This window comes from Psychrobacter sp. M13 (assembly GCF_030718935.1).
Taxonomy (GTDB): Bacteria; Pseudomonadota; Gammaproteobacteria; order Pseudomonadales; family Moraxellaceae; genus Psychrobacter; species Psychrobacter immobilis_G.
Genome location: NZ_CP132194.1, coordinates 1,311,826 through 1,325,878, shown reverse-complemented (window position 1 = coordinate 1,325,878; position 14,053 = coordinate 1,311,826). Strand labels below are relative to the sequence as shown.

At 41.5% G+C, this 14,053-nt stretch carries 15 protein-coding genes; 2 read left to right on the top strand and 13 right to left on the bottom strand.

From position 1 onward, the window contains the following. Positions 1–338 precede the first annotated feature (338 nt). The 10 genes from miaA to Q9G97_RS05550 form a co-directional block, all read right to left on the bottom strand. Positions 339–1,466 (bottom strand): tRNA (adenosine(37)-N6)-dimethylallyltransferase MiaA, encoded by a 1,128-nt coding sequence (miaA, locus tag Q9G97_RS05595; RefSeq protein WP_305900064.1) that lies wholly within the window; start codon positions 1,464–1,466, stop codon positions 339–341. A gap of 30 nt (positions 1,467–1,496) precedes the next feature. Further along, positions 1,497–3,260 carry a DNA mismatch repair endonuclease MutL gene (gene mutL / locus Q9G97_RS05590; protein ID WP_305900063.1) on the bottom strand — a complete coding sequence of 588 codons (1,764 nt, stop codon included), beginning with the start codon at positions 3,258–3,260 and terminating at the stop codon, positions 1,497–1,499. Between the two features lie 87 nt (positions 3,261–3,347). Then, complete coding sequence (gene tsaE / locus Q9G97_RS05585) at positions 3,348–3,866, bottom strand: tRNA (adenosine(37)-N6)-threonylcarbamoyltransferase complex ATPase subunit type 1 TsaE (RefSeq protein WP_201573058.1); 519 nt, start codon at positions 3,864–3,866, stop codon at positions 3,348–3,350. A 316-nt stretch (positions 3,867–4,182) separates the two neighbouring features. Then, complete coding sequence (locus Q9G97_RS05580; RefSeq protein WP_305900062.1) at positions 4,183–4,515, bottom strand: YnfA family protein; 333 nt, start codon at positions 4,513–4,515, stop codon at positions 4,183–4,185. 28 nt (positions 4,516–4,543) lie between these two features. After that, the gene (locus Q9G97_RS05575; RefSeq protein ID WP_305900061.1) at positions 4,544–5,377 is read right to left on the bottom strand and encodes a PhzF family phenazine biosynthesis protein; all 834 of its coding nucleotides are present in this window, start codon (positions 5,375–5,377) and stop codon (positions 4,544–4,546) included. A gap of 28 nt (positions 5,378–5,405) precedes the next feature. Next, positions 5,406–5,867, bottom strand: a complete 462-nt coding sequence (locus Q9G97_RS05570; RefSeq protein WP_305900060.1) for an isoprenylcysteine carboxylmethyltransferase family protein — start codon at positions 5,865–5,867, stop codon at positions 5,406–5,408. Positions 5,868–5,893: 26 nt separating this feature from the next. Then, positions 5,894–6,478, bottom strand: a complete 585-nt coding sequence (locus Q9G97_RS05565) for an HD family hydrolase (RefSeq protein WP_305900059.1) — start codon at positions 6,476–6,478, stop codon at positions 5,894–5,896. 21 nt (positions 6,479–6,499) lie between these two features. Beyond that, positions 6,500–7,054 (bottom strand): hypothetical protein, encoded by a 555-nt coding sequence (locus tag Q9G97_RS05560; RefSeq protein WP_305900058.1) that lies wholly within the window; start codon positions 7,052–7,054, stop codon positions 6,500–6,502. Between the two features lie 26 nt (positions 7,055–7,080). Continuing rightward, the gene (locus Q9G97_RS05555) at positions 7,081–7,710 is read right to left on the bottom strand and encodes an FMN-binding negative transcriptional regulator (RefSeq protein WP_305900057.1); all 630 of its coding nucleotides are present in this window, start codon (positions 7,708–7,710) and stop codon (positions 7,081–7,083) included. 257 nt (positions 7,711–7,967) lie between these two features. Beyond that, complete coding sequence (locus Q9G97_RS05550) at positions 7,968–8,807, bottom strand: BPL-N domain-containing protein (protein ID WP_305900056.1); 840 nt, start codon at positions 8,805–8,807, stop codon at positions 7,968–7,970. Between the two features lie 135 nt (positions 8,808–8,942). Between Q9G97_RS05550 and Q9G97_RS05545 the strand changes: the two genes are divergently transcribed. Beyond that, positions 8,943–9,506, top strand: a complete 564-nt coding sequence (locus Q9G97_RS05545; protein WP_305900055.1) for a biotin transporter BioY — start codon at positions 8,943–8,945, stop codon at positions 9,504–9,506. A gap of 193 nt (positions 9,507–9,699) precedes the next feature. Here Q9G97_RS05545 and Q9G97_RS05540 read toward each other — a convergent pair whose 3' ends face one another. From Q9G97_RS05540 to Q9G97_RS05530, 3 genes are all read right to left on the bottom strand, one after another. Next, positions 9,700–10,320 (bottom strand): hypothetical protein, encoded by a 621-nt coding sequence (locus Q9G97_RS05540; RefSeq protein ID WP_305900054.1) that lies wholly within the window; start codon positions 10,318–10,320, stop codon positions 9,700–9,702. Positions 10,321–10,550: 230 nt separating this feature from the next. Further along, positions 10,551–11,831, bottom strand: coding sequence for a saccharopine dehydrogenase family protein (locus Q9G97_RS05535; protein WP_305900053.1), 1,281 nt, complete (start codon positions 11,829–11,831; stop codon positions 10,551–10,553). Between the two features lie 266 nt (positions 11,832–12,097). Further along, on the bottom strand, positions 12,098–13,336 hold the full coding sequence (locus Q9G97_RS05530) for a carboxynorspermidine decarboxylase (protein WP_305900052.1): 1,239 nt from the start codon (positions 13,334–13,336) through the stop codon (positions 12,098–12,100). Between the two features lie 86 nt (positions 13,337–13,422). Here Q9G97_RS05530 and Q9G97_RS05525 point away from each other — a divergent pair, with 86 nt between their 5' ends. Continuing rightward, the gene (locus Q9G97_RS05525) at positions 13,423–14,052 is read left to right on the top strand and encodes a DUF924 family protein (RefSeq protein ID WP_305900051.1); all 630 of its coding nucleotides are present in this window, start codon (positions 13,423–13,425) and stop codon (positions 14,050–14,052) included. The last annotated feature ends 1 nt before the right edge of the window (position 14,053 follow it).

The window sequence follows — 14,053 nt, the reverse complement described above, 5'->3', positions numbered from 1 at the left end:
TTGGCAGTTCGAAAACAGTTTTAGTGACACTAAGGTCATTATAATGATTATACAAGACTGACAAAATGTTTTTTATGGGTAAAACGTATCCAAATAGGCCTTCATTTCACTTAACTGTTATTTCTTGACTGCTATTGTAGATTTACATCTAACTACTTGTTTTTAAATGGCATTAGTATAGCTAACACTTAAAAACTGTTTCAAATGATTATGATATATAATGCTCAATTAAAATTAAATGCTAAAGCGGTCATCAGTATAGCAGTTTCTATAGCGTTTATTTGCAACTTATTATCAGAGCAAAATATGCTATCAATAGCTTAAAAAATCATTTCCCATTAATCTCTATGCAAACTTGTCCTTACCTCTATCATAGAGTCAAATACCTGTAAATTTATTTGTTGGTTATTAATAGAGGTATTTGATTTTAGTTGCATCAATTTTCGCAGCCAAGTGTACTGACGTTTTGCCAGTTGTCTTGTGGCATATAGTGCTTTATTTTGCATGTCAGTATAAGCCAGCGCTTTTTCATCCTCATAAAACTCAACGTCTATATTTTGTGAGGACTTTGTGCCATTTTTTTCTAGCTTAAATGCGCTACAAAACGCGGCTTTGTCTAAATGGGCTTGCTCAAATACGGGATGATTACTCTGTACTAAGTATTCCAGTACTTGCCGATAGCCAACACAGCGCATAGACGGCATATTGGGCGTTAATCGGTAGCAACTTAACAAATCAACAACCTCAGAGATAAGCCCCTCATCCCACATAATATCTAATCTTTGCTCAATACGCTGATGTAGCCAAGGCCGATCAGGCATTACCGCTAATACGTGCCATTGCTGCTTCGTATTATGTGCGAGTGCCTGCTTAGGCTTTTTTTGCCAGTCACTAATCGCTATCCCTGTTTGTTTGTACACTTCAATAGCGCGTGTAATACGCTGAGTATCAGTAGGCTTAAGACGCGCATGAGTTGTGGCATCGACTTTACCCAAATAAGCATAAAGTGTATCAATGCCATCATCTTGACGCCACTGTTCAACTTGCCTGCGCACTTCATCAATGCTATCGGGCACTGGGGATAATCCCTCAAGCAGTGCCATGTAATACATCATAGTGCCGCCAACTAATAGCGGTATTTTGCCATTTTGGTGACAGCTGTCGATAAGGACTGCTACGTCATTGACAAATTCGGCGACACTATAACTTTGCGTTGGGTCAATAATGTTGACCAAGTGATGCGGGTAACGTACCAGCTCAGCGTTTGTTGGCTTGGCAGTGCCGATATTCATATCCCTATATATCAGTGCCGAATCTACCGAAATTAGCTCATAACGCCTCGTATCATATAGCTCATAAGCCAGTGCAGTTTTGCCACTAGCGGTCGGTGCCATTAAACAGACCACGCTATTCTCAGGCAAGCGCGTAGTCAAAAGACCAGAAGCGTTATTAGATGTGTAAGACATAGACTGGCCTTTGCCGCTCATGATAAGCGCTTAAAGAGAATAAGGAGATAGCAGTAGTGCTATGAGTTGAGCACTGTCTAAAGTTTTTATAGCTTTGGTGGTGAGTATATTATCAATATCAGCCTTAAAAGCTATAAAATCAGGTTTGGACATTTGAGTCGCATAACTCACCAGCTGCTGATTAATATCAGCGGCATCTGTCACGTTTTTATAAATAGCTAGTGAGCTTACCTTAAATAATGCGACTAAGCTCGCCTGCCAAGCTTGTTGACTAATCAGCACCATCTCACCTGTCCTATAGAATAGCAGCCAAGGTAGATGGCTTAGGCTATTTATTGAATCTAACTCTAGTGACTCGGCTAAGCTATCAATGACCTCTAAACATCGAGGCAACTCAAAACTTTGGGGCAACTCAAAACCACTTATAGCATTAGCTACAACGGTATCATCAGTAGAATTTACCCGTGGATTTAATTTAGAGTTGACGACTAATTGATTGCTTTTGGCATAACTATTAGCAACTAAATTATCAAGGGCTAATGGTTCATCCACCATTGAGTGCCGATAAGGCTGTAGGCTTTCTTCTACTTTTGAGGAGTGTTGAACTTTTTGACTGCTAGTACTAACATCAGTTTCAGTATTAACATCAGTAATTGCGCTGCTATTTTCTTTACGTTCAATACTCTTTAGTTGCATGCTGACAGCATGGCTAAGATGCGCCATTACATTATTCAAAGAACTGATCTTTATACGTTGTTTGCTCGGGTGCACATTAATATTAAGCCAGTGCAGCGGTAGCTCAAAATAAAGCGCATAACCCATACTACCCAGCTGCTCGCTCTGTGCCAGCTGGCGTAGCTGATTGCTAATGAGTGGCTCTTTGACCAGACGACCATTGATATATAGCAGCTTTGGCAGTAGAGCACTACTAGCTTGAGCATCACAGCTTGGCCATAGCCAGCCACTAATGCTAGCTATAGAAGTCATAAAATCAGCTGCTGGATATTGTAGATTGGAGTCAGAGGTTTGCTGCATGAGCGGTGTCAAATCTACGTTGACCTCTAGTGCATTGTCAACCAAAGCTACGCCCAGCGCTTGCTCTAGTCTAGATAGGGGTAATCGATTATCTGTATTGCTTAGGCTATTAGCCTTATTACCTTGCGCCTGAGCAGATAATGATAAGCGTTTTTTATTGTCGTGGAATAAACTCAGCGCCACATCAGCGTGAGCCAAAGCGACTTCACGGACGATCGTTTCGATATGAGCAAATTCAGTGGCAATCGATTTTAGATTACCGCGCCTTGCTGGCACGTTAAAGTATAAATCTTTGACAGTAATAGTCGTGCCGCGTGTACGAACTACAGGTACTAGCTTTGGCTCATCAGCCAGTACGCCAGAGACTTGCAGCTGACGACCGATACCGCTGTCATCATGACTACTATTCAGGCTTAAGCGCGAAACCGCAGCCGTCGCTGCTAGTGCTTCACCTCGGAATCCTAGAGTGCTAATACCGTGCAGATTGGCAACATCAGCGACTTTACTGGTTGCATGACGAGTGATTGCCATGACCATATCATCAGGGTGAATACCCTCGCCATCATCTACCACCTCAACCATACCCATACCGCCCTGAGTGATACGCACCTCAATATGAGTGGCATTGGCATCGATAGCGTTTTCCAGCAACTCTTTGACCACAGCCGATGGGCGCGTCACTACCTCGCCCGCTGCCAATTGATTGATCAATAGCGGTGAGAGTTTTTTTATACGGGTCTGTAGTTTTTCATCTAGCATAGCTATCTGGTATCGTTATTTAAGAATTATAAAGCCTATTGAACAAGCAAAATTGAAAGTCCAATTTTTAGAGCTGCATTGGAAAAGCTAGATTTGCAAAGCTGATAAATCCAAACCCTGCGCTTGCCCTACTTTTGATAGCCTCAGATCAACTTGACGCGATTCATCAACGCCTTGGGTGATATCAATGAATAATAGTGGTGGTGGTAGATAGTCATCAGCACGACTCGGCCACTCTATAATGATCAAAGCGTTTGGATCATCAAGATATTCATCAAACCCAATAAGAGATAACTCCTCAGGATCTTCTACACGATATAGATCGGTATGATAGACCAGCTTAATTTTATCGTCATCTTGCTCAATGCTGTAAGGTTCAACCAGCGTATAAGTTGGGCTTTTGACCGCGCCTTTATGACCAAGGGCTTGCAACCAATAACGGGTAAGCGTAGTTTTACCCGCTCCCAAGTCACCTGAGAGCCAGACACTACCTGAGACTAATAAAGTAGCGAGCTGATCGGCTAGACTTTTAGTATTATCTTCTGAACGCAAGATCAATACTTTAAAATTTTTGTCATTTAAAGAAGCATCATTATGAATAGTCATTAGACAGCACCTGTTTATACTTGCATAATTACCATAAAATTGATAAATCGCTCACCGCAAATGAGCTTGGCATACGGATGATATGAGCGTTCTCAAGTTTAAAGAGTTTACGGATACGGATAATAATTAATTAGCCAAAATAGTAAGTATTAAAACGAATAGTTAGTTTGTACGCTATATTATAACAAATCACTAGCAGCACGTAAGTAAGTGCTTATTAACAAGCTTGCTCATTAAAGCTTATTTATGCAGTACTAAAGTAATATCTAGGCACTACTTTTAGGCACTACTTTTAGGCACTACTTTTGGGCACTACTTAAACATTGCGCGGCGCAAACATAATAATCGCCATCCCCAATAACGCCACCGCTGATCCAATAATATCCCACATGCTAGGTCGAATACCATTAACCGCCCATAACCACAGAATAGCTGTGGCGATATATACCCCGCCATAAGCAGCATATACTCTACCGACAGCAGTCGGATGCAAAGTCAGTAACCAGACAAAAGCAGCCAAACTTAATGAACCTGGGATAAGCAGCCAAATACTTTTACCCTCACGCAGCCACAGGTAAGGCAAATAGCAGCCTATTATTTCTGCTAGAGCGGTCAAAAAGAAAAGAGCTAGCGTTTTTAATTCAGGCATCCTGAACTCCTCATCTAATGTCACTCTGCTAAACGGTAATAAAGCCTGTCATGTACTGCACGGCATTACCAGAGATGAGCACTCGGTCATCTGCCACCTCACATTCCAAAACGCCACCGCGACTTGAGGCTTGATAAGCAAGCAACTGACTTTTACCTAGATGCTCTGCCCATAATGGCGCAAGTCCAGTATGAATAGAGCCTGTTACGGGATCTTCATCACCACCGTTCGCAGGCCAAAAGTATCTGGAGATAAAATCGTATTGCTCGTATTTATCAGACTTAGCTTGACAAGTGACTACCACATCCAAAGGCGCGAGCTGCTTTAAGACTTCATTATCACGCTCAACCGTCAACACGTCAGCCTCAGCACTATAAATGACAAAATACGCTTGCGAGTTACGATAGACTTCAACAGGCACGATAGACAGACCTGCCAATAAATTTTCAGGAATGTCATCAATCTTTTCAGGTTTAGTATTAGGAAAGTCCATTTGAATTTTGCCTGAATCCGTCTGCACAACTGATAATGTACCGACGGCTTTCGCTACAAACTTGATCGTGGTTACATCAGGGTTCTTCTTAAAAAGTACAAAAGCAGATGCCAAAGTCGCATGACCACAAAACGCAATCTCAGTTAGCGGTGAAAACCAACGAATATGATAAGTAGCTACTTTAGCTATTTGCTCTTTCTTATCTGAATCGTCCGCTACTAAAAAGGCCGTCTCAGATAGGTTGTTTTCCATAGCTATCGACTGCATCAGCGCGTCATCTAGCCAGCTATCAGTGGTAATCACTGCGGCTGAGTTGCCTTTGAACACTGTGTCAGTAAAAGCGTCAACGATGTTGATTTCGAGTTGCATATTTCTATTTCCGTTATGATTAATATTTCTACAACCATCGTCTTACTTTCATTATATAAGCTCGATACTCATCACCAAACTTCTGCTTCATAAAGCGCTCTTCAGGCTGAATTTGGAAACGGCTCATATAAATAATGAAGATAGGCAGAACCAATAAAGCAGCAAAGTTGGATAAATAAAATGCCCAACCTAATAAAACCAGTAGCATGCCTAAATACATGGGATTACGAGTATATTTATAAATACCTTTAGTAACTAAGCTGACTGATTTTTCGGGAGTATGCGGATTGACAGTGGTTTGCGCTTTTTTAAACGCCAATATACCCATTATGGCTAGTGCCATACCTACTACAGCTAAGCCACTTGCCAGCCACTTTGTACCAAAAACCATGACCTGTAAGTTTGGAAATAGTCCAGATAAGCCATACATTGCAAATGCTATGGTTATTACTTGCAGCACGGGTGGTGCTTTTAATTCTAGAGAACTCATTACGTCACCTTGTCGACAATATCTAATTATTCATTGATCAACCAGCCCGCTTGTACCGCTAGATTTAATTGATGAAACATCCAAGCATGAATCTCAGGAAAATTATCAGAAATAAAGGCATGGGCATTCGCAACTTGGGACTTTTTGACATTTGACTCTCGCCATGTCCTGCCCTCGCTATTGATATTATGCAAAAACGGCAGCAGTCTATCGACAACTTTAAGCAGCTTAGTCTCAGGGCTTGTGCCAGTTTCTTGCTCCTCCCATAATTCAGATAGCTCGATAACCGCATTACCTTGATGAGCCTGTAAACGCTGCACCCCTTCTCGCTCGGCATTATGCGCGCTATCTCTATTAACGTCATAAAGAAAGGTATCGCCAGCATCGATCTCGCCTAAGTCATGAATAAGCGCTAGTTTAAGTAGCTTCTCTTCACATACTTCAAGTTTAAAACTTCTAGATATCGTCCAGCAAGCCATCGCCAAATGCCAAGAGTGCTCGGCTGAGTTCTCAACGCGCAGTCCGCCGTCGATATAGGTGCGTCGATTAACCAGTTTTAGCGCGTCCAGTTCAAGTAGATAATTAGTAATATCGGTTAGATTGTTTGGCAAAGTGAGTTCCTTATTAAATATCTATATAAATTTATTCTCGTTTAAAATTAGCTCATCCCACTCTTTTCTTGATAGTACGCACATATTGTCTTTGTTCGTACCTGTTAATATACACTTATCATCCCAACTGATTAATTCACAAGTATCTTTTGGTGTATCTGAGCTGAGCTTTGGTACTACACCGACATCAAACTTCCAATAGCCCTCTAAAATCAATTTTTTAACATCTTTTACTTTCAAAGGTATAGAAAGACACTTCCAACTCATCAGCAATTCAGCTATTTTTGCGTTATTCATATTATAGTCGTCACATAAGTTCCACCTGTGTGAGTCTCCAAAAATGAAGCCATACTCATTCTTTGTGGATATTACCACACAATTTTCTAAGTGAGTTTCTGCGCAATAGTAATAAAATTCTAGGTGGTTTGTCGTTTTATCTAGTTTTACAGCAAAAGGTTCAAGCCAAGGTTGAGCTATTTGTATCTCTTTATATATTTTATTGATGTTCAAATATAAACTTTCTACATCATCATAATTATTTAGAACTTTTATAATCTGCTCAGTAAAAATATTCATGGTCATGCCTTTCAGACTTATTAATGTTACTGCTGCGCTTGTATCATAGCCGCTACTTTGTCTGCATTAGTGCTCTTCTGCTCGGATAAACCTTTAATGACGCCAATCTGGTTAATCTCTGGCTGATTTTGACTAAGCTTCCACTGCCCTGTCATTGAGGTGACCGCTATTTCAATCCCAACTATCGCTGGTAGCATTTTATTAATATAAGTCGCTGGTGCATCGGACATTGCCCAAGGTTTATCGTTGTTGGATTCATGCTCAGCCGTCAAGGTCTCAAGCGCCTGATGTATCCAAATAGGATCATGAATAAAGCGAATAGTGCCTTTTACATGTACGGCAACGTAATTCCAAGTCGGCACCGCCTTGCCTGTCTGCTGCTTGGTGGGATAATGATTCGGGGAAATATAAGCGTTTGGCCCATTAAAAATAACCAGCACCTCAGAGCCTTCAGCAACGGATTGCCAAAGCGTATTTACCTTAGCAATATGCGCATGCAGATAGAGCTTATCGCCCTGCCAGCTGATAGAGATAGGCAAATGGTTGGCTTCGACACCTAATGCAGAATGGGTAATTAAGTTGGCAAAAGGATAATCACGTATCAGCGTCAAAAGCTCTTTGTCATCGTTTTGTTGGAATTTATTAGGAATGTGCATATCGGTTTCTTTGGTAGTTAGAGTCTTTTTAAGACTTTAAAAGTAAACCACTGCTATTAATTAAGCAATAAGAAAGAGGGCTATAGTTATCGCTTTACTAGCTGGGGCATTGTTTTTGATTTATTTGAGTAAGGTAAGGCAGGTTACTGAATAGAGATTTTATTTATGTCACTAATATAGAGCCTTAATCTGGTGGGTTATGCTTAGGCTAACCCACCCTACGCGAGGTATTTAAATGGCACTTTGATTTGTGGTGATTATGCTTGTTTATTGCTAAGAAAAACCCCTTCCACCATCCTCGCAATTTCCCGATAAATCAGCGCTCCGTAATCTTCATGATTAATAGCCAACCATAAAGACTGCTCTCTTTCAATATCTGCATTATCTGTTTTTGCGACTGCATATTGCTGATATACCCTAGGGCATAGTTCAAAATGCACGCCTGAAAGCAAATATTTGCCTTGCCCAAAGTTGCCGCTAACAACCGCGTTTTTGCCATTACTATAAGTCGCCACAATATTAAACTCAGCGTCATTATCCGCTACAAAGTACGCGCCACCATGATAATAAACCTCGTCTTGCTGCCCGTTAGCATAGTCTAAGCTAACTATAGTTTTAGACTTCACCGCTTCATCGTACAGCTGTCCATCAGTAAATTCACTTATACTACCGATAGCTGTGCCTGAGAATAACGCTAATTCACGAGCGCCATTTATCTCATAGCTTTCTTCAGAACTTTGTCCTGCAAACTTAATATCATGCGCGCCATAATAGCCGCCTGCGCAGATACCAATATAAATGTTGCCTTCGCTAATAAACTGACGAATATTATCATTGCCTAGTCCATTTAGCTTGTCGCAATAAGGCAAATCTGCGCCACCTGGCATGATTAGAATACTTTTGGTTTCATCATTGAGCTTATCATTAAGCACGTTATCGATAATGTCTTGGCTAGAGATTGTTTGCACCTTTGTGATCAAATTCTCTGGTAGCTTCTGCTGCATAGTTACTAGCGCAGATTGCACACTTAACGCGCTAGCACCTTCATCATCATAGACCCAAATTGTGATTGACCCAGTTGTTCTATTAATTACCATAAAAACATCGTCCGCATGACTCTAAATAAAAGTTGAAACTGTCTAAGCAATGATATACTTTGAGCCTCAGTATACAAGCGTTAACTAAAATTAATAACCACAAATTGATAACAAATCAATAGTAAGGGATTAACTATGACAGCTCTCTTAACCTCAACAAAGCAGTGGTTTCTCACCAATGAGCAGGCAGCTTTTTTTATCAAAGTTGTTTTCGGCTCGCTGATGATTGCCTTATTTGCGCAAATTTCAGTACCTATGTATCCTGTGCCAATTACGGGGCAGACTCTAGCCGTAACAGTAGTAGGCTTAGCCTTAGGTAGAAAGGCAGGTATATCAGCGGTATTGTTATACTTAGCGCAAGGTGCCATAGGTCTGCCTGTTTTCGCTAATGGCGTTGGTGGCATTGCTGCCTTCTTTGGCCCTACAGGTGGCTACCTTTATGGCTTTATCGCGGCAGTTGCTATCCTAGGTTATTTCAGTGATAAAGGCATACTAAAGAGTTATGTGATGAGCACGCTAGTCGCCCTCGTCGCCACTGCTGCGGTATTCGTATTTGGTCTACTGCATTTGTCATTCTTCGTACCGAGTGAGAGCCTATTACAGTTCGGCTTATATCCATTTATCATAGGTGGCATCATAAAAGCCGTATTGGCAGCCGCTTTGGTAGTACCGACGCATAAGTTTTTCTCAAAGCTTTAGCTTTACCTTAAAAAGGATAAAGAAGTTATATTTGAAAAATTATAAAAAGTCAGATACTTAGCGGTATTTGGCTTTTTTATTGCTCACATTTTACCTTTTTATGCACCCACTACAGTGGCGCAGTCTCTTTGGCGACCAAAATATCGCTGGCGGATAAAAACAATCGCTTTTTATAAAGTTCAAGCCTCGAAAATTACGGTAGTAACGCAGGTGCGATGAGGTCAGTCAATCGAATGCGATTTATCTTAGCATGCCAATCAGGCTCGGTGGGATGTGGCAAACCGTCTAATACTTTTAGTGGTTGATGATAACGGGACACGAAGACATCGATAAACCCAATAGCAGTATCACCACAAGGCACAATAATAATATCGGCGGGCGCTTGCTCAAGCACTTGAGTTAAGCGGCTAGTAAAGTCTTGAAAAATGTCCGTTTTAATTAAATCAATCGGCTCATTGCTATTATTCTGCGCCAAGTTTTGCTTAACCGTTACCAGCATATCGACTTGTGAGCGCTCGTCATCAGTCAAAGTACAGGGATAAAATACTCCGTTCATTGGCAAAGTAGAACAATTTAAAATACCAAGCGGCTTATAGTGCAGCGTTTTAATATTACAGCCTATAGGTAATTGCGCATCGAAGTCATTTAGATAGCCTTGCGAGATTAAAAACTGCGTGAGCTCAAGTGCGGACTCGCCTGCTGCTGGATGCCCATGGATATATTCATCAACATGGGGCGATTCTAAAATAATCAATACTTTTAAGGCGCTGACATCTTCAATTAGATTGAATACTTTATATTTATCTAGGGACAAAATCGGGTTTCCTTGTATCAAACTTACTTATAATACCTAATTCACTTACTTTGTGTAGGGTGCTTTTTAAGCACTGATGTCAATCGTAACCTAGGTGTCGGTGCGTGTAACGCACCCTATGCCTACTTGCGTTTTAGTCATTACTAGCTAGCATTAAAAAAGCACCCTAACGAGTAATAACTCAATAGGATGCTTTTTTACATAGAAATAATCGATTGAAAAACTATCGATTAAATCTCAAACTCTAACGCACGATCACCGTTTGCATCTTGAATACGCGTTGGCAGGCCAATCTTGTTTAATAGATTGATAAACGCCTTGGCATCTAATTCCTCGACATTGACCATCTTGCCTGCATCCCACTCGCCAGTAGCGACTAGCATAGCAGCAGCAACGGGTGGCACGCCTGCGGTATAAGAGATACCTTGGCTACCCATCGCCTCATAGGCCTCTTTATGATCAGAGATATTATAGATAAATACCTCAGTATCAACGCCGTCGATCTTGCCTTTGACTTTATCGCCAATACAAGTCTTGCCCGTATAGTTAGGCGCCAATGAGCTTGGGTCTGGTAGCACCGCTTTGACTACTTTTAGCGGTACGACCTCTAGACCTTCCGCAGTCGTTACTGGTTGCTCAGATAATAAGCCTAAGCTTTGCAGTACTGTGAACACATTGATATAGTGCTCACCAAAGCCCATCCAAAAGCGAATATTTGGCACATCCAAGTTAGCCGATAATGAATGAATCTCATCATGACCGCTCAGATAGCTGTCGCGCATACCGACGATAGGTAGATCATCGGTACGTTTGACTTCAAACATCTTATTCGACTGCCATTTGCTATCTTGCCAAGAATAAACTGTACCCGTAAATTCACGAAAGTTAATCTCAGGGTCAAAGTTAGTGGCGAAGTATTTACCATGGTCGCCTGCATTAATATCAATGATATCAATGTCAGTGACTGAGCCTGCATCCATCATATCGTAGCCCAAACGCGCATAAGCATTGACCATACCAGGATCGAAGCCTGCGCCTAAGATTGCGGTGATATTATTATCGGCGCAGCGCTGCTTGCGTTGCCATTCGTAGTTATTGTACCAAGGCGGCGTCTCACAAATCTTGCGTGGATCTTCGTGAATAGCGGTATCGATATAAGCCACGCCTGTTTCGATACAAGCTTCTAACACGCTCATATTAAGAAACGGCGAGCCGACGTTAATGACGATTTGAATACCAGTCTCTTTTATTAGACTGATTAAAGCTTTGGTATCTAACGCATCAATCTGATGCGTATGTAGAGTCGCTGGCTGCTGGAAGCTGTTTTTGTCATTGACGCTTTGTGCAATAGCCACGCATTTATCTAGCGTACGTGAGGCGATATGAATCTCGCCCAATACGTCATTGTGCATCGCACATTTATGGGCGACGACTTGTGCCACGCCACCTGCACCGATAATGAGCACGTCTTTTTTAGTTGAATTCTTTGGTGATGTATTTTGTGTAGTCAAGGCTACAATCCTCCTTTGTGTTCCTATCGTCGCCACTGCCTATTAAGCTTGAGCTGATCGATATAGCAACAGATGAATGATGTGCGTGAATAAAAAAGGAAGACCGAGGAAAACCCACGCACCCGATAAGTAACGACGCTTGTCGCTACCCGTAATAATTATAACAATTTTTATAAGCTTTTTAGGAATAATTAAGTATTAAATCAAAGCAGTATTTACATTATATAAAAATATAACTGCTTTAAAATCAATTAGTAACCCAGCGATTAAGACAAGCTCGCCTTATATTCTGAATAGTCAAATTCGCGCTGTATATCGATACTACCATCAAGCCGACGAATCACAATCGCTGGCATGTTAACGCCATTGAACCAGTTTTTCTTTACCATCGTATAGCCCGCAGCATTGGCAAAGGCAACTTGATCACCTACTTTTAAAGTATCAGCTAAAGCATATTCGCCAAAGATATCACCCGCCAAACAAGAGCGACCATAGATAATGGTATTATCCGCTGAATTGTCATCTCTTGACCCATTATCAGCAGGATCATTGTCAATAGGACTAACAGCAAGCGCTGCAATACTTACAACCTGATGATTAATAGCCGAAATAGGTGCAGACTCACGATAAATCAGTAAGTCCAGCATGTGCGCTTCGATAGAAGAGTCCACTACGGCTAGATTTTTCTCATTTGTCATAACATCCAAAACGGTAGTGACTAGCGTGCCAGCGCCATGAATGCTGGCTTCACCTGGTTCAAGATAAACTTGTACGCCGTAAGTTTCACCAAATTCTCTTAGACGTGCAGCGAGCTGCTCTAACGGATAATCGGGCGCGATGAAGTGAATGCCACCACCGAGACTGACCCAGTCTAGCTGCTGCAATATGTCACCAAAGCGAGCTTCGATATCGGCTAAGCTTTCACTGAAAGCCTCAAAGCTATCGTTCTCACAGTTGTTATGAATCATAACCCCTGTAATATCGCTCAAAACTTCAGATATTTTATCTTTATCAGACTCACCCAAACGACTAAAGGGTCGCGCAGGATCAGCGATGATAAAGGACGAGTTGCTGGTATTGGGGTTCAGTCGTAATCCTACCGGAGTGTTCTGTGCTGCCACCTGCTCTTTAAAAGCGTTCAATTGCGAGAGTGAATTAAAGATAATTTTATCAGCATATTTCAATACTTCAGGGATTTCGTCTGCACTATAGGCCACGCTATAGGCATGGGTTTCTTTATTGTTGGTATCGTCTTTGCCCTTACCAAAGGTCTCAAACCCTAAGCGCACTTCATTCAATGATGATGAGGTTGTACCATGCAGATAAGGCTGCATAGCCTCAAACACCCCCCACGTGGCAAAACATTTTAGCGCCAGTAACGCCTTAGCGCCCGACAGTTCACACAGACGAGCAATAACCTGCATATTAGCGACTATTGCCGCTTCATCAAGCAAATAATAAGGGGTTGGAACAGGGATAGATTGATTGACAAGTGATGTGTTCATAATAATTTACTCAATAGCATTTGATAACAGTAGCGAATAATATTTTTCGCTATAGTAGACTAAATTCATCTTAAATAGAATAGCTTATGACCACTGTAACTGACCACAATGAGTTCTTTAAAAGATCCGATTTTGACCTACTCTACCCTGATGCCCGTGCAGTATTAGAGTTTTGGTTTAATCCAGCAAACGAGCCGTATTGGTTTGTGCAGGACGATAGCTTTGATCAAAAAATTGACGATAAGTTTGCCGATTTATGGGAACAAGCTTGTCAAGGCGAGCTTAGTTTTTGGCGACGTGGCGAAAGCAATAAACCGAATGCTTTAGAGGATCTAGCAGGACGACTGGCAGAGATTATCGTGTTAGATCAGTTCTCTCGTAATTTATGTCGCAATCAAGCCTGCTCATTTACTCAAGATAGTATGTCAGTGGTTTTAGCGCAAGAGGCTATCAAACAGTCTCAGTTTGATATGCTACCTATGGAGTGGCGCCGTTTTACGATCATGCCCTTTATGCATTCTGAGTCTCTGTCTATTCATCAGCGCTATTTACCGCTGTTTGAGCAATTAAATGATGAGAGCACCTTGAATTTTGAGCATAAGCATCGTGCTATTATTGAACGCTTTGGTCGTTATCCGCATCGTAATGAAATATTGGGTCGTCAATCAACTGCTGAAGAATTAGCGTTTTTAGAGCAGCCTGATTCGTCGTTTTAGT